The organism is Gordonia sp. UBA5067 (genome assembly GCF_002414845.1).
Classification (GTDB): domain Bacteria; phylum Actinomycetota; class Actinomycetes; order Mycobacteriales; family Mycobacteriaceae; genus Gordonia; species Gordonia defluvii.
The window spans coordinates 60,058-75,889 of the sequence record NZ_DIAX01000073.1 but is presented as its reverse complement, the minus strand read 5'-3'; the positions used below and the strand labels follow the sequence as shown (position 1 = coordinate 75,889).

The following is a 15,832-nucleotide window of genomic DNA, read 5'->3' as shown; positions in this document are numbered from 1 at the left end:
GTCGTCGGGTGTGCCGCAGCACTGCTCGTCCTACGCAACTATCGCTCCCGCGTGGCGTACTGGGTATAGGAGCGCGACATGACCGACGACGACCACACCACCGAGGGCGCGGATGCGCCCGCCCACAGTGCGCACAGCAGGAACACGATCGTCACGGCGTCAGCCGTGCGGGTCGACACCTGGGACGCGAGCGTGGACTTTCCGATCTTCGACGCGAAAACCCGATCATTCAAGAAGTCCGTCCTGGGTCGCGCCGGCGGCGTCATCGGGGCGTCCGACTCGGGTGTGCCGATGGTCGAGGCGCTGAGCAATATCGACCTGCACCTCGAACACGGCGACCGCATCGGGCTCGTGGGCCACAACGGCGCGGGCAAGTCGACCCTGCTGCGACTCCTCTCGGGGATCTACGAGCCGACGCGCGGCGCCTGCCGGGTGCGCGGCCGCGTGGCACCGGTGTTCGACCTCGGCGTCGGCATGGACCCGGAGATCTCCGGTTTCGAGAACATCATCATCCGGGGCATGTTCCTGGGCATGACCCGGAAGGAAATGCTGGCCAAGTCCGACGACATCGCCGAATTCACCGAACTCGGGCAGCACCTGGAAATGCCGCTGCGGACGTACTCCACCGGGATGCGCGTACGCCTGGCATTGGGGGTCGTCACCAGTATCGACCCCGAGATCCTGATCCTCGACGAAGGGATCGGTGCCGTCGACGCGGACTTCATGCGCAAGGCTCGCAAGCGGCTGCAGGCCCTCGTCGAACGTTCCGGGATCCTGGTGTTCGCCAGCCACTCCAACGAATTCTTGGCCCAGCTTTGCGATCGCGCGCTCTGGATCGACAAGGGCCGGATCAAGATGGAGGGCGGGATCGAGGATGTTGTCGGCGCCTACGAAGGTCCGGCCGCTGCCGCGCAGGTGCGCGAGGTCCTCAACCGCATGGAGGCCGACGAGTGAGCGAACCCCCGTCGGGTGAGCCGCAGCGCGTCGTCGCGGTCATCGTCACCCACCGCCGCGCCGAGCTCCTCGCCGAATCGACGGCGATGATCACCACCCAGTCACGACCGGTCGACCACCTCGTCGTCGTCGACAACGCCGACGAACAGGTCGTCGCCGATCATGTTGCGTCCCTTGCTATTCCGTCGACTTACCTGGGTTCGAAGCGCAACCTCGGCGGTGCCGGCGGGTTCGCGCTGGGCATCCTGCACGCGCTCGCACTGGGTGCCGATTGGGTGTGGTGCGCCGACGATGACGGCCGACCCGAGGGCACCGGCGTCCTGGCCACGCTGCTTGACTGCGCACGCCACCACGGGCTCGGCGAGGTATCGCCGGTGGTGGCCAATATCGATGACCCGGACGCGCTGGCGTTTCCGCTCCGGCGCGGCTTGGTGTGGCGACGGAAGCGCTCGGAGCTATTCGATTCGGGCGAGACGATGACCGCCGACAACGACGTGCTGCCCGGAATCGCATCGCTGATGAACGGCGCATTGTTTTCCGCCGCCACCATCGAACGCGTCGGCGTGCCAGACCTGCGGCTGTTCGTCCGCGGCGACGAGGTCGAGATGCACCGCCGCCTGGTGCGCTCGGGCATCGCGTTCGGCACCTGTCTGACAACGGCGTATCTGCACCCCGACGGTAGTGCCGAGTTCCGCCCCATCCTTGGTGGCCGGATGCACACGCAGTACCCCGACAACGAGGCCAAGCGGTTTTTCACCTACCGCAACCGCGGCTACCTGATGGCCCAGCCCGGCATGCGCAAACTGCTACCGCAGGAGTACGCGCGCTTCGCCTGGTATTTCCTGGTTCAGCAGCGCGACGTCGCCGGCTTCCGGGAATGGCTGCGGTTGCGGAAGCTCGGCCGGACCGAGCATTTCGACCGGCTGCCATAGTCGCCACCCCGCCGACGGTGCCCAGAAACTAGAACATGTTCTAATGTGGGAGGGATACGCCATCCCGCCCAAAGGAGCACCATGCGGTTTACGTTCGCCGAGGCCATGACCGACCCCAGTTTCTACGCGCCGCTGGCTCAGGCCGCCGAGGCCGCCGGATACGCCGGGATGACGATCCCCGATTCGGTCGCCTACCCCGCGGAATCGGACGCGAAATATCCGTACACCCCCGACGGTGACCGCGAATTCCTCGAGGGCAAGGCCTTCGTCGAGGCCTTCATCCAAGCGGCCGCACTGGGGGCGGTGACGTCGACGATTCGCTTCATCCCGTTCGTGCTAAAGCTGCCGATCCGCCCACCGGCCCTCGTTGCCAAGCAGGCGATGTCGGTGGCCTACCTGACCGGCAACCGGCTGGCCCTCGGCGTCGGTACCAGCCCCTGGCCCGAGGACTACGACATCATGGGTGTCGACTTCGCCCGGCGCGGCAAGCGGATGGATGAGTGCATGGACATCATCCGCGGGCTGCAAACCGGTGAATACTTCGAGTTCCACGGCGAGTTCTACGACATCCCCAAGATCAAGATGAACCCGGCGCCGACCGCGCCGATTCCCCTGCTCGTCGGTGGTCACGCCGATCTCGCGCTGCGCCGCGCGGTGCGCCGCGGCGACGGCTGGATGCACGGCGGCGGGCCCCAGGAGGAACTCGACACCCTCTTGGACAAGATTGCCGCGCTCCGCACGGCCGAGGGCAAAGAAGATGACCCGTTCGAGATCCACGTCATCTCCATGGATGCCTACACTGTGGACGGGTGTAAACGCCTGGAGGACAAGGGGATCACCGACGTCATCGTCGGGTTCCGCCTCCCCTATATCGTCGGCGACGACGACCAGCCGTTGCAGAAGAAGATCGACCACCTCAACTGGTACGGAGAAAACGTGATTGCGAAGGTGAACGGCTGATGGGACGCCTCGAGAACAAGATCGCACTGATCAGCGGCGGTTCGCGCGGGCTCGGCGCATCACATGCCCGACGGTTCGTCGCCGAGGGTGCGCGGGTGATGATCGGCGACGTCCTCGTCGACGAGGGTCGTGCGCTGGCCGCCGAACTCGGCGACGCGGCGGCTTTCATCGAACTCGATGTCACCGATGCCGACGCCTGGCAACGCGCGGTCGACGCGACGGCCGACGCCTTCGGCACCCCGAACGTCCTGGTCAACAACGCCGGGATCCAGAACGGCGGGCTGATCGGCTCCTTCGACCTGGGTGACTGGGATCGCATCGTGGCGATCAACCTGACCGGCACTTTCCTGGGCTGCCGCGCGGTCGCCGACCCGATGATCGCCGCCAGCCAGGGTGGTTCGATCATCAACACCTCGTCGATCTCGGGGATCCTCGGCTCGGTCGGCACGCATGGCTACACCGCGACCAAGTTCGCGATCCGCGGCCTGACAAAATCGGTGGCCGTCGAACTCGCACCGCACAACATTCGGTGCAACTCGATCCACCCCGCTCAGGCACGCACCGACATGGCCGCGGGCATTCCCGAGACTTTTTTGCAGACGCCGCTCGGGCGTGCCGCCGATCCGGCCGAAGTCACCAATGTCGCCCTCTTCCTGGCTTCCGATGAGAGTTCCTACTGCACCGGTAGCGAGTTCCTCATCGACGGCGGGTTGACGGCGACCATCCCCCTGAACTTGCCGAACAGCTGAAGCCGGGCTACTTCATCTTGAAGATGACGGCCCGTTGCACGACGAAGTTGACGACGGTGGCAGTGCCCTGCGCGATGGCGAAGGACACCGCCGACATCAGCTTGTTGTCGGTGGCCCACAGGTTCTCGAAGGCGGCGTAGATGCCGACCTGCACCGCAAACGTCGCCAGGTAGAGCAACATGACTGCGACGAACCGAGCAGCGCTCGGCTCAGCACGGAACGTCCAGCGGCGGTTGATCAGGTACGCGGTCGTCGTACCCAAGACGAACCCGAGAGCCTTCGCATAGGCCGGATCCCAGTGGAGACCGTATTGCAGAAGCATCGTGAGGCCGAAGTCGAGCACGGCCGAGCCGGCGCCGGTGACGACGAACCGGATGATTGCCGTTCGCAGACCGACATCGTCGGCCATTTCCTCCGGCCCCTCGAGCGGCAGCTCGACCGGTGCAGGAATATGGGGGTCGTGGTTGCCCCCACCGGGGAACACTTCGTCGGGACTCACGGATTCTGGCACCAGACCACCCTAGGCGATCAATGATGGTAGACCTCAGTACATGTCTATCCACGACCTTCGCGCAGCGTTCCGATACCGGGTGGCCAGGTACTGCTTCGTCGGGCCGTTCCTCTATTTCTGGGGACGCCCGAAAGTCACCGGCACCCACAACATCCCCCGCACCGGACCGGTGATCCTGGCCGCCAACCATCTCGCCATCAGCGACTCGTTCTATGTCGTCCAATGTGCGAGACGCCCCGTCATGTTTCTCGCAAAATCCGACTACTTCACCCAGCCTGGATGGAAGGGGAAGTTCAAGAGGACGTTCTTCAGCGGACTGGGGCAAATCCCGGTCGACCGCAGCGGCGGAACTGCGGCATCGCCGGCGATCGAGGCGGCCACGAGGATCGTTGCCGATGGCGGCGCGTGGGGGATCCATCCGGAGGGCACCCGATCGCCCGACGGGCGGTTGCACCGCGGAAAGACCGGCGTCGTACGGGTCGCCGTCGCAACCGGGACACCGATCGTCCCAATCGCCCTGACCGGCACCGACAATCGCACTCGACGGAACTTCTGGAAGAGTCGCGTATCCATCGACATCCTGCCCGCCATGGACCTGAGCTGGGTGAACCCCGACGACGAGAAGCAGATCCGCGAGGCGACCGATCAACTGATGCAGACGATTCGATCCCAAACCGGGCAGGACTACGTCGACGTCTACGCCAAACCGGGCAGTGCCACCAAGTAGTCTTCCCGCGGCGCCGGCGCTACGGTCAACGCGAATCCGGGCACGGTCGGCGGTGGCCGCGATCGTGGTAGTCGGCGCGATTTCGGCACTGACACCGGGGACGGCCGCTGCCGATCAACTGCCCCCGACCGTCCCCCCGGACTTCTCCGGGATGGATGTGCGCACCACGGCACCAAGGGTCGGCGCACGAGCGGGTCAACTCCTGGGCCACGTCCCGATGGCGCCGCGGCTGTCTGTTCCCGGCGCGGCCCGGGCGCTCCGGATCCACTACGCGACGCCCAACCAGCACGGCGTGCTCGCATCGAGTACCGGCGTCATCCTCATTCCACACGGCACTGCACCGTCGGGCGGCTGGCCGGTCATCGCCTGGGCGCACGGCACCGTCGGGCTGGGTGACGACTGCACGCCATCGGCGCAGCCCCGGTTCGCGCGCGACTCGGTGTATCTGTCCCACTGGCTCCGCCAGGGATACGCCGTCGTCGGTACCGATTACGTCGGCCTCGGCACCCCCGGGCTGATGAGCTACCTCAATGGCAGTCTCGAAGCGCACTCAATCGTCGACTCGGTCAAGGCCGCGCAGCAGTCCGGCCTGCCGCTCGCGAAGCGCTGGGCGATCGTGGGACAGTCCCAGGGCGCCGGGGCCGCAATGGCCGGCGCCCACGCGGCCGCTGCCCTGTCGCGCGGGACGGCACTGGACTATCGCGGCGTCGTCGCCACCGGTACCCCGGCCAACATCGAGCACATCGTGTCGCTGCTTGGACCGCACGCGGTTCTCCCGCTGCCCGCCGGATTGGCCGCCTACCTCGGTTACATTCTCGCCGGATTCGATGACTCGAGGCCTGATCTCCACGTCGAACGCGTGCTGACCCCAGTCGGCGAGCGCGTCGTTGCGCAGGCGATGACGCGCTGCTACCCGGAGATGACGGCCGGCGTCGAACGCGTGGTGGGGCGGTGGTTCTCCGCACCGTTGCGCTCGATCCCCGCTGTGCTGCCCGCGCTGACCCGTTACCTGGGCACCCCGATCACCGGATACGACCGCCCGATCTTCCTGGGTCAGGGCCTGTTCGACGTGGATGTGCCCGCCGCCTCGTCGCTGTCGCTCTATGCACAATTGCGCGCCAACAACCAGCCCGTCGAGTTGCACCTCTATCCCGACCGTGACCACTCCGGCACGGTCTACGCCTCCGTCCGGGATTCGACGCCATTTCTCGCGCGAATCATGCGCTGAACTGCCCACTCGGCGGGGTCGGGGTGCCCACTCGGCGGGGTCGGGGTGCCCACTCGGCGGGGTCGGGGTGCCCACTCGGCGGGGTCGGGGTGCCCACTCGGCGGGGTCGGGGTGCCCACTCGGCGAATCGTCGACTCGGTCACAACCTGACCGACCACAGACCACTCTCAGGTGGACGCGGGTACCCTTTTCAGCGATGTCTACCAGTGAACTCCCCATTGCAACGCAGCGTCTCGTCGGCTGGGCGCGCACCACGCCGGTCATCGGCCACGTGCTGTCCACCCCCGACGTCGAGGTCATCGCCAAGGCCGTCGCGCAGGTCGCCGACGCCGATGCCGACAAGCCGTCGTACCTGCGACGCGGCGTGATCGCGCGCGGATTGGGCCGCTCGTACAACGAGTCGGCACAGAACACCGGCGGGCTGACCGTCGATATGACCGCGCTGAACCGCATCCACGACATCGACGCGGACACGGCCATCGTCGACGTCGACGCCGGAGTCAGCCTCGACGAACTGATGCAGGCCGCCCTCCCGTCGGGCCTCTGGGTGCCGGTACTTCCCGGTACCCGCCAGGTGACGATCGGCGGCGCGATCGCGCACGACATCCACGGCAAGAACCACCACAGCCAGGGCAGCTTCGGCAATCACGTCGTGGAGATGCAACTCCTCGTCGCCGACGGCCGCATCCTCACCCTCAAGCCCGGCGGCAGCGACGACGACTCCGACGGCTCGCTGTTCTGGGCGACGGTGGCCGGCATCGGTCTCACCGGCATCATCCTGCGCGCAAAAATCCAGATGAAGCGCACCGAGAGCGCCTACTTCATCGCCGACACCGCGCAGACCACGAGTCTGCAGGAAACCATCGACCTGCATCTGGCCGACGGCTTCGAGGACGGCTACGAGTACGCGTCCGGCTGGTTCGACACCATCAGCGCTCCCCCCAAACTGGGCCGCGGCACCTTCTCGCGCGGCAATCTCGCCAAGCTCGACGAACTTCCCGAGAAGTACCAACAGGACCCGCTGAGCTTCAACAACAAGGCGTTGGTGACCTTCCCCGACGTCTTCCCGCGGGGGCTGGCCAACAAACTCAGCTTTTCGCTCGTCGGCGAGGCCTACTACCGGATGGGGCCGCCCAGCGAACAGAAGGTCAAGAATCTCGCGCAGTTCTACCACATGCTCGACGTCTTCGGCGGCTGGAACAACGCCTACGGCCGGGGCGGTGGATTCGCCCAATACCAGTTCATCGTGCCGACCGGCAACGAGCCGGAATTCATCCGCCTGATCGAGGACATCCAGAGCTCCGGCCATGTCAGCTTCCTCAATGTCATCAAGCTGTTCGGCGAGGGCAACCGCGCGCCGCTGAGCTTCCCGTTCAAGGGCTGGAACGTCTGCCTGGACTTCCCGGTCAAGCGCGGACTCGCCGAGTTCCTCAACGGACTCGACCGCCGGGTCATGGCGATGGGCGGGCGGCTGTACACCGCCAAGGACTCCCGCACCTCGGCGGCGAGCTTCCACGCGATGTACCCACAGGTCGATCAGTGGCGGGCGACACGCCGTGCAATCGATCCGACCGGCGTCTTCATGTCCGACATGGCGCGCCGCCTCGACCTCGCCTGACCACTCCCCGTCGCACCTGACGCGGCAAGTACTGAAGGAACCACCATGATCAACGCCGTCGGCGCCCCCCAGTCCATCCTGGTCCTCGGAGGCAGCTCCGAGATCGGCCTGGCCATCACCGCCGAGTACCTCAAGCTCGGCCCGGCCCGCGTCGTGCTGGCCTGCGTGCCCGGCGACGACGCGGCACCGGCTGCGGTGACGACGCTGAAGACGGCCGGCGCCACCGACGTGTCCGTCATCGACTTCGACGCGCTGGCCACTGACAGCCACCCCGACGTCATCGACCGTGCCTTCGCCGACGGCGACATCGACATCGCCATTGTGGCCTTCGGCATCCAGGGCGACGACGAGCAGGCCTGGCAGGACCAGCGCTTGGCCGTGCTGGAGGCACAGATCAACTACACCGCGGCCGTCTCGGTCGGTGTGCTGGTGGGCGAGAAGATGCGCGCCCAGGGCCACGGACAGATCATTGCGATGAGCTCGGTGGCCGGCGAGCGCGTCCGCCGCTCCAACTTCGTCTACGGCTCGACTAAGGCCGGCCTCGACGGGTTCTACCTCGGCCTGGGTGAGGCGCTGCGCGAATTCGGGCCACGAGTGCTGGTCATCCGGCCCGGGCAGGTGCGCACCCGCCTGTCGGCCCACGTCAAGGAAGCACCGCTGACGGTCAACAAGGAGGATGTCGCCCAACTGGCCGTCGCCGCCGCGACCAAGGGCAAAGAGATCGTCTGGGCGCCGGGCCCGTTCCGCTTCATCATGATGGTGTTGCGGCACATCCCCCGGGCCGTGTTCCGCAAACTGCCGATCTGATCCGATAGATTTCGTTGGGTGACCACCGAAGCGACGGAGAGTCCCGCGCCAACCGCGAAGGCCTTGCCGACAGCGCTGACCGCCCTGCGCCTGGGTGCCGCCGTACTCGGCGGCGCGGCCGTGGCGTGGATCGGCCTGGCCGCGATCTCGACCGTCGACTGGCCAGCGTACAACTCGTCCAATGTCCTGCGCGCCCTCACGACCGTCGGTCAGGTCGGCGCGATCGCTGTGCTTCTGGTGGCGGTGCTGCTGTATCGGCGACGTCCCGATTCGACCGGGCTCGGCCGGCTGCTCGTCGACGCGCTGGCTGCCATCGGGATGGCCGGGCTGGTCACCGTGACCCTCGGAATGCCCCTGGCCGCAACGAGGCTCTACCTGTTCGGATTGTCGGTGGACCAGCAGTTCCGGGTCGAGTACCTGACCCGGTTGACGTCGTCGCCGCAGTTGCAGGACATGACCTATCACGGCCTGCCGCCGTTCTACCCGGCTGGCTGGTTCTGGCTCGGCGGCCGCTTCGCGAACCTCGCCGGGCTCCCCGGGTGGGAGGCGTACAAGCCCTGGGCGGTCATCTCGATCGCCGCTGCGGCCGCACTCGCCACCGTGCTGTGGAACCGGATGATCGGGGCCGACCGCGGCATCGCGGTGTCACTGGCGGTGACGGTGACGGTGCTGTCCTACGCCGCCCCCGAGCCCTATGCGGCAGTGTTGATCCTGCTGGGCGTTGCCCTGCTCCCCACGATGTTGCACGCGCTGCGCGGACCTAAGGGCCCACCAGACACGGTGCGGCTGTCGTCGACGCCGTGGCTCGCGACCATCGTCGCCGGCGCCTTCCTGGGGATGTGCGCCACTTTCTACACGCTCTATGCGGGAGTCTTCGCCACCACGGCGGCCCTGTTGGCACTGTGGCTGGTGGTCACCGGATGGCCTGCGACCACGAATGCGGCGGTACCCGGGAGTGTGGTGCGCCGCAACCGGGGCCGGCTGCTCGGGGTGTATGCGGTGCGCCTGGCCACCATGGCACTCGTCGCCATCGCCGTCGCATTGCTGACCTGGGGCCCCTACCTCGTCGCACGGGCGCAGCACCGCCCCGCCAGCGGCGGCACCTATGAGCACTACCTGCCCGAATGGGGTGCGCAGCTACCATTCCCGATGCTCGGTCCCACGATCTTGGGGGTGCTCGCCCTCATCGGCTTCATCTGGATCGGGTGGCGGTTCCGTGACCGCACGCTGGCCCTGGCCTTCGGCACCGCGGTCCTGGCGATCTACCTGGTAACCCTCGGATCGATGGCGATGACCGCAACCGGATCGACGCTGCTGGCCTTTCGCCTCGAACCGATACTCACCGCCATCCTCGCCGCCGCCGGGGTCCTGGGCGTCGGGGCGCTGGCGTCGTGGCTGGTGGGGCGTCTGGGCGACCTGCGCTTCCTGATCGGGACCGTCGCCGCCATCGTGGCGGTTGCCACCGCGCAACACATCCCGTCAATGCTGGCTGGCGATATCAACATCGCCTACTCCGACACCGACGGCACCGGGGTGCGCGCCGACAAGCGCCCCGCCGGGGCGCAGGCGTACTACCCCGCGGTGCGGGCGGCCATCGCCGAGCAGACCGGTCGGCCCGACACCGACGTCGTCGTCCTGACCGCCGACTTCGACTTTCTCTCGATCTACCCGTACTGGGGCTTTCAGGGCCTGACGTCGCACTACGCCAATCCGCTCGCCGAGTTCGACAAGCGCACGACGGCTATCGAGCAGTGGGCGACGGCAATGACGCCGCAGGAGATGATCGCTCACCTCGACGCCTCGCCGTGGCGCGCGCCGGATGTGTTCCTCTTCCGCTACAGCCCGGACGGCTACACGCTGAAGCTGGCCCGGGACGTGTATCCGAACGATCCGAACGTCAAGCGCTACACCGTTGCGTTCAACCGGGCGGCCTTCGACGGGCCACCGTTCACCGTCACCGAGATCGGCCCGTTCATCCTCGTCGTCCGCAGGTGAGGGCGCCGCAACCGGTCGCACGACGCCCCACGCCCCACGCCCGGGTCAGCGGTACAACTCCCCCATCAAGAATTCCAGACCGGGTAGCAGCGTGGTCAGCATCGGCACCACGTGATTCACAATCGTCTTCGGGAGAATCGGGGGCGTCTCATTGGAAACGAAACGCACGTCGGCGCCCAGTGCCTTCCAATTCTGGGCGAGCTCCCGGACCTGACCGTAGGGGATGACGTCGTCGTTGCGGCCGCCCTCGATGAAGACCGGGGCGTTCGGCTTGAGTTTGCCGATCCGATTCTCCTCCAGAATCTTCATCACCTCGGGGTACCTGGAGATGACGGTACCGAGGGACTCGCCGGTTCGGGTCCATCCGTTCGTCCGCTGAAACGCCGTCGAAAAGATGATGTCACCGATGCACTGGGTCGACAGCTGCTTGAGCTTGACCTCCCCAGCGGGGGAGGTCTCCGACCGCACTACCTTGCTCACCGCGGGGTAACGCGCGGTGAGTCCGTTGATCGCAAACCCGATGGCGCCGGCGATGGTGGTGCCGTCGATCGCGCTGATCACCTTGGACAGATCGGCCGGCGGCGCACCGGCATAGGTCGCTTTCACGGTGAGCTCTGGTGCGTAGACCGACGCCAGTTCTGCGGCCGCCGCGGCCGCCCCACCCCCCTGCGAGTAGCCGGCGAACCCGATCGGGGCCCTGGCCGGAGCACCGGCTACGCGCAGGGCGGCCCGCGCGCCGTCGAGCATCGCGTGCGCGGTTTCCACCCGGTTGACGTAGGTGTGCATCCCGGGCGTGCCCATCCCGATGTAGTCGGTCACGAAGACCCGGACACCGTGGGCCAGCAGGTACAGCATCTCCGGCGCGGTGTAGTTCACCCCGATACTCGGCTTGGAAAGGTCCACCGACATCGGCAGCCCCATCATCCTCGACGGGGCGCACTGGTCGCCCTGACCGATGGTGCCCGGTCCGACGACCACGGTGGGCCGCGGTCCTTTGCCGGTCCACGCAGCGGTGGGTTCAATGGCGGTGCCCGTCACCGCGGCGGGTGTGCCGTCTAGGTACCGCGAGGTGTACATCACGGTCTTCGCGGTGCCCGGCCACTGACCGGCGACACCGGGAATTTGCAGCAGCAGCGGCGTCGGGTGGGAGCGGATGATCGAGCCCGGGGCCGACGCAAACGTCGCCGGCGGCGTGTAGAAGTCCGCGGCGGACGCAGGCGACGCAGCGATTCCGGCACCGGCCGCCGCCGTGGCCACCACGAGCAGGGCGGCGACAATCCTGCCGGACCGCCGTCGCCCAGCTGAACCAAAATCCATATTTTGTCTCATGGGGCCGTAGGCTACCGCGCAGTAGCTTCCTGGCGTAATCCCGTCACCGTCCCGTCGGGCGGAGCGGGCCCGGCGACTGCGGGAGTTAGGCGTCGGCGGCCGGCGGCGCGAGTAGCGCGACGAGGTGGCGCACCGCGTATTCGTACCCGCGCACCCCGAGGCCGGCGATGACACCCACCGCGAGCGGCGAAACATAGGAGTGGTGCCGGAACGATTCGCGCTGGTGGATGTTGCTGATGTGGACCTCGACGATCGGTACCTCGGGGATCACCAGCGCGTCGGCCAGGGCAATCGACGTATGCGACCACGCCCCCGGATTGATGATGATGCCGCCGACCTGACCGCGCGCCGCGTGCAGCCAATCAATCATCTCGCCCTCGTGGTTGGTCTGCGCTGCACGCAGGCCGAAACCGAGTTCCGCGGCCAGGCGCTCGCAATCACGCACAACCTCGGCGAGCGTCGCCGAGCCGTACACGTCCGGCTGGCGAAGGCCCAGCGTGTTCAGGTTGGGACCGTTGAGCAACAGAAGTGGAAGCGGTTCATTCTCGGCCATATAACAACCCTAGACGCGACAGTTGGCGGTCGTCGTGTCATCACCGACTAGCATTGCCCATTGTGCCAGTCCAGACCCTCCGACGAGCCCGTGTCGCCGCCATTGTCACCGGCCTGCTGGGCTTTTTTCTCGCACTGGCCACGCCGCTCATGCCGGTGAATCAGACGACTGCCGAACTGTCGTGGCCGCAGCACGGAGTGCTGCGCAGCGTCAACGCGCCGCTGATCTCGTACGTGCCGATCAACCTGGCCGTGTCAATCCCGTGTTCGGCGGTCACCCAACTGCCCGCGGACGGTTCGGTTCTGCTCTCGACCGTGCCCAAACAGGCAGCTCCCGCGCAGGAACGCGGCCTGTTCGTCCAGCGCAGCGCCGACCGTTCGGCCGTCACCGTCACCGTCCGCAACATTCCGGTCGTCGCCGCACCGATCGCCGACGTCACCGGACCGAAATGCCGATCCATCGACGTCACCGCCGACGCCAAAGCCGTCACGGCCACGTTCGCCGGGTTGGTCGACCCCGACGGGTCACCGGTCAGCGGCACCACCGCCGGACGCGACGACGAGCACCTCGATACCGACCAGCGCCCGCAGCTCACCGGCTTCTTCACCGACCTGACCGGCCCCGCCGCGACCGAGCCGGGCATGTCCGCCCGGGCCACCATCGACACCCGTTATGACACCCCGGCCACGGTCGTCAAACGGATCGTGTTGATCCTCGGCGTCCTCGCCACCATCGCCTCACTGATCGCCCTGGCAGTCCTCGACGGCAGCGACCGTCGCGGTCATCGCCGCATCCTCCCGGCCCGATGGTGGCGGCTTCAACTCCGCGACTACCTTGTCCTGGGCATGCTGGCCCTCTGGCACTTCGTCGGTCCGAACACCTCCGACGACGGTTACCTGCTCACCATGTCCCGCGTCGGTCAGGCCAGCGGCTACACCGCCAACTACTTCCGCTGGTTCGGGGCACCCGAGGCGCCCTTCGGCTGGTACTACTCGGTCTTCGGCTGGCTCTCGGAGATCAACCTGTCGAGCCCGTGGCTGCGCCTGCCCGCGCTGGCCTGCGGCATCGCCGTCTGGTTGATCCTGAGCCACGAGGTGTTGCCCCGGCTGGGTCGCGCGGCCAGCCGGCCGGTTGTCGGCGCGACCGCGGCGGCGGCATTCCTGGCCATGTGGTTCCCCTTCGACAACGGCCTGCGTCCCGAGCCGATCATCTGCCTGGGCGCGCTGCTCACCTGGTGCTCGGTGGAGCGGGCCATCGCCACCGGCCGGCTACTGCCCGCCGCCATCGCCTGCATGATCGGCGCCTTCAGCCTGGCCGCCGGCCCGACCGGACTACTCGCCGTCGCGGCACTGATCGCCGGGGCCCGGCCGATGATCCTCGCCCTCATCAAACGCGCCAAGGACATCGACGACCAGATCTTCGGCGCACGCGGACCACGAACCCGGCGACGGGTCATCGGTACGTATTTCGCCCTGCTCGCCCCGATTCTCGCCGCGGGCACCTTTGTCGTGTTCATCGTGTTCGCCAACCTCACGCTGCGCGCCTTCCTCGACGCCAGCACCATGAAGACCGCACTGGGCCCGTCGCTGCACTGGTACAACGAGATCGACCGCTACTCGTCGCTATTCGAGTACTCGGCCAACGGGTCAATCGCCCGCCGGTTCGCGGTGCTGATCATGCTGCTGTCCCTGGCCGTGTCCGCCGCGATGCTGCTGCGCAAGGGCGCGATCCCGGGCACGGCGAGCGGGCCGACCCGGCGGATCGTCGGCATCGTCTTCGCGTCGCTGCTGTTCCTCATGTTCACGCCCACCAAGTGGACCCACCACTTCGGGGTCTTCGCCGGCCTCGGGGCGGCGTTGGCGGCGATCGCCGCGATCGCGGTCGGCCACCAGTCGATGCACTCGCGCCGAAACCGCACGATCTTCGCGGCGCTCACCTTGTTCATCGCCGCGCTCGCATTCGCCGCACCCAACTCCTACTTCTACTCCTCCGCGTGGGGGATGCCGTGGGGCACCGAGCAGGTGACCTTCGGCTTCCGGGTCACCAGTGTGCTGCTGTTCGCAGCGCTGGCCCTACTCGCCCTCGCCTTGCTGTTCCACCTTCGGGAACCGTTCACCGGGGTCGATCCGGTCGTGGCCGAACACCCCCAACCGCGAACGGGATGGGAACGGTTCACCTCGACGCTGCGCTCGGAGCCCCTCGTCTTCGTCGTCGCCGCCGTCGTCCTGTTCCAGGTCGTGACGGCGGTGCTGGCCGGGGTGCGCCAGTCGTCGTCGTACTCGGTTCCACGGGCCAACCTCGAGGCGCTGCGCGGTATGGAGTGCGGTATGGCCGACAAGATCTGGACCGAGCGCGACCCGTCGAACTTCCAGCTGGCACCGGTCGATCGATCGCTGAGCCCGGCCCAGGCGCTCGCCGGTCCGCGCCCGGCCCCCGGAACCGGCCCGGCCTCGGCGCAGACCGACGGGTTCACTCCCGACGGGGTGCCGACGGGAATGGTCACCAACGCCGCCCAGGGGTCGCTGGGCGTACTCGCCGATAACGCCAACAACGATCCCGGCGTCCTCGCCGCCAACAGTGGTGGGACCTCCGGCGGCCTAACCGGCCAACCCGGGGTCAACGGCAGTCACGCGCGCCTGCCCTTCTTCCTCGACCCGGCCCGCACGCCGGTACTCGGCAGCTACTCGGCGGCCGCGCAGTCACCGGCCCGGCTGCGCTCGGGCTGGTACGCCCTGCCACGCGACTTCCAGCAGTACCCGCTGATCACCTTTTCCGCCGCCGGCTGGTTCGAACGGCCCGACCTCGTCCTGGAGTATTCGACGACGCCGGTCACTGCGGAAACCCGCGACGACGCCCTGGGCGTCGCCGGGTCGATTCCGCTCATCGACCCCGGCCCGCGCCCGTCGTGGCGCAACGTTCGGCTCAACACCGACGCCCTGCCCGCCGAAACGACGGCGATCCGGATCGTCGCCCGCGACGACAACCTGGCGACCGACCGATACGTCGTCGTCACGCCACCCCGGCTGCCCCAGATGCAAACGCTGGAGCAGCTGGTCGGCAAAAAGGACCCAGTCCACGTCGACTGGACCTCGGGCCTGGTGTTCCCCTGCCAACGGCCGTTCGACCACCGGTACGGCGTCGCCGAGATCCCGAAATGGCGAATCCGTCCGGGCGCGGACCTCGCGGCCGCCGTGTCCACCTGGCAGAGTGCCGCCGGCGGGGGCCCGCTCGGCTGGCTGGAAGTGTCGCAGCAGCCGGAGACCGTGGCCACCTACCTCAAGGGCGATATCGGACGTGACTGGGGCGCACTGGAGGCGTACCGGCCGTTCGACCCGACGAGCACCGCACCGGCGGAGCTTGTCACCGGGACCCGAGTCCGCAGCGGGCTGTGGCGACCTGCGCCGATCCGGCACTGACTCCCGGCCGTGGTGAAGTGGGTGCGATCACCATTTCCTCAGCCGCGTCGCCT

At 67.5% G+C, this 15,832-nt stretch carries 13 protein-coding genes; 10 read left to right on the top strand and 3 right to left on the bottom strand.

Going from position 1 to position 15,832, the window contains the following annotated elements; all coding sequences use genetic code 11:
• Positions 1 to 78 precede the first annotated feature (78 nt).
• The 4 genes from B4M62_RS12405 (at position 79) to B4M62_RS12390 (ending at position 3,595) form a co-directional block, all read left to right on the top strand.
• Positions 79 to 954 carry an ABC transporter ATP-binding protein gene (locus B4M62_RS12405; RefSeq protein ID WP_290713346.1) on the top strand — a complete coding sequence of 292 codons (876 nt, stop codon included), beginning with the start codon at positions 79 to 81 and terminating at the stop codon, positions 952 to 954.
• On the top strand, positions 951 to 1,886 hold the full coding sequence (locus B4M62_RS12400; RefSeq protein ID WP_290713342.1) for a glycosyltransferase: 936 nt from the start codon (positions 951 to 953) through the stop codon (positions 1,884 to 1,886). Before B4M62_RS12405 ends, B4M62_RS12400 begins: the two co-directional genes overlap by 4 nt.
• An 81-nt stretch (positions 1,887 to 1,967) precedes the next feature.
• Positions 1,968 to 2,846 (top strand): TIGR03619 family F420-dependent LLM class oxidoreductase, encoded by an 879-nt coding sequence (locus B4M62_RS12395; protein WP_290713340.1) that lies wholly within the window; start codon positions 1,968 to 1,970, stop codon positions 2,844 to 2,846.
• On the top strand, positions 2,846 to 3,595 hold the full coding sequence (locus tag B4M62_RS12390) for an SDR family oxidoreductase (RefSeq protein WP_290713337.1): 750 nt from the start codon (positions 2,846 to 2,848) through the stop codon (positions 3,593 to 3,595). The genes B4M62_RS12395 and B4M62_RS12390 overlap by 1 nt, the downstream gene beginning before the upstream one ends.
• Positions 3,596 to 3,602: 7 nt before the next feature.
• Here B4M62_RS12390 and B4M62_RS12385 read toward each other — a convergent pair whose 3' ends face one another.
• On the bottom strand, positions 3,603 to 4,106 hold the full coding sequence (locus B4M62_RS12385; RefSeq protein ID WP_290713334.1) for a GtrA family protein: 504 nt from the start codon (positions 4,104 to 4,106) through the stop codon (positions 3,603 to 3,605).
• Between the two features lie 40 nt (positions 4,107 to 4,146).
• On the opposite strand from B4M62_RS12385, the gene B4M62_RS12380 reads away from it, so the two are divergent.
• From B4M62_RS12380 to B4M62_RS12360, 5 genes are all read left to right on the top strand, one after another.
• Positions 4,147 to 4,833: a lysophospholipid acyltransferase family protein gene (locus B4M62_RS12380; RefSeq protein ID WP_290713332.1), complete on the top strand. Its 687-nt coding sequence runs from the start codon at positions 4,147 to 4,149 to the stop codon at positions 4,831 to 4,833.
• Between the two features lie 52 nt (positions 4,834 to 4,885).
• Positions 4,886 to 6,061 carry an alpha/beta hydrolase family protein gene (locus tag B4M62_RS12375; RefSeq protein ID WP_290713329.1) on the top strand — a complete coding sequence of 392 codons (1,176 nt, stop codon included), beginning with the start codon at positions 4,886 to 4,888 and terminating at the stop codon, positions 6,059 to 6,061.
• A gap of 196 nt (positions 6,062 to 6,257) precedes the next feature.
• On the top strand, positions 6,258 to 7,679 hold the full coding sequence (locus tag B4M62_RS12370; protein WP_290713326.1) for an FAD-binding oxidoreductase: 1,422 nt from the start codon (positions 6,258 to 6,260) through the stop codon (positions 7,677 to 7,679).
• Positions 7,680 to 7,724: 45 nt separating this feature from the next.
• Positions 7,725 to 8,486: a decaprenylphospho-beta-D-erythro-pentofuranosid-2-ulose 2-reductase gene (locus B4M62_RS12365; RefSeq protein WP_290713323.1), complete on the top strand. Its 762-nt coding sequence runs from the start codon at positions 7,725 to 7,727 to the stop codon at positions 8,484 to 8,486.
• Between the two features lie 18 nt (positions 8,487 to 8,504).
• On the top strand, positions 8,505 to 10,481 hold the full coding sequence (locus B4M62_RS12360; RefSeq protein WP_414651838.1) for an arabinofuranosyltransferase: 1,977 nt from the start codon (positions 8,505 to 8,507) through the stop codon (positions 10,479 to 10,481).
• A gap of 45 nt (positions 10,482 to 10,526) precedes the next feature.
• On the opposite strand, the gene B4M62_RS12355 is transcribed toward B4M62_RS12360, so the two are convergent.
• Together B4M62_RS12355 and aroQ are read right to left on the bottom strand one after the other, a co-directional pair.
• Complete coding sequence (locus B4M62_RS12355; RefSeq protein ID WP_290713320.1) at positions 10,527 to 11,810, bottom strand: lipase family protein; 1,284 nt, start codon at positions 11,808 to 11,810, stop codon at positions 10,527 to 10,529.
• A gap of 85 nt (positions 11,811 to 11,895) precedes the next feature.
• Positions 11,896 to 12,363, bottom strand: a complete 468-nt coding sequence (gene aroQ, locus B4M62_RS12350) for a type II 3-dehydroquinate dehydratase (RefSeq protein WP_290713317.1) — start codon at positions 12,361 to 12,363, stop codon at positions 11,896 to 11,898.
• A gap of 62 nt (positions 12,364 to 12,425) precedes the next feature.
• Here aroQ and B4M62_RS12345 point away from each other — a divergent pair, with 62 nt between their 5' ends.
• Positions 12,426 to 15,779: an arabinosyltransferase domain-containing protein gene (locus tag B4M62_RS12345; RefSeq protein WP_290713314.1), complete on the top strand. Its 3,354-nt coding sequence runs from the start codon at positions 12,426 to 12,428 to the stop codon at positions 15,777 to 15,779.
• The last annotated feature ends 53 nt before the right edge of the window (positions 15,780 to 15,832 follow it).

Coding starts and splice junctions, on each gene's coding strand:
- B4M62_RS12405 (WP_290713346.1), top strand. CDS start 79: ATGACCGACGACGACCACACCACCGAGGGCGCGGATGCGCCCGCCCAC.
- B4M62_RS12370 (WP_290713326.1), top strand. CDS start 6,258: ATGTCTACCAGTGAACTCCCCATTGCAACGCAGCGTCTCGTCGGCTGG.
- B4M62_RS12390 (WP_290713337.1), top strand. CDS start 2,846: ATGGGACGCCTCGAGAACAAGATCGCACTGATCAGCGGCGGTTCGCGC.
- B4M62_RS12380 (WP_290713332.1), top strand. CDS start 4,147: ATGTCTATCCACGACCTTCGCGCAGCGTTCCGATACCGGGTGGCCAGG.
- aroQ (WP_290713317.1), bottom strand. CDS start 12,363: ATGGCCGAGAATGAACCGCTTCCACTTCTGTTGCTCAACGGTCCCAAC.
- B4M62_RS12365 (WP_290713323.1), top strand. CDS start 7,725: ATGATCAACGCCGTCGGCGCCCCCCAGTCCATCCTGGTCCTCGGAGGC.
- B4M62_RS12355 (WP_290713320.1), bottom strand. CDS start 11,810: ATGAGACAAAATATGGATTTTGGTTCAGCTGGGCGACGGCGGTCCGGC.
- B4M62_RS12395 (WP_290713340.1), top strand. CDS start 1,968: ATGCGGTTTACGTTCGCCGAGGCCATGACCGACCCCAGTTTCTACGCG.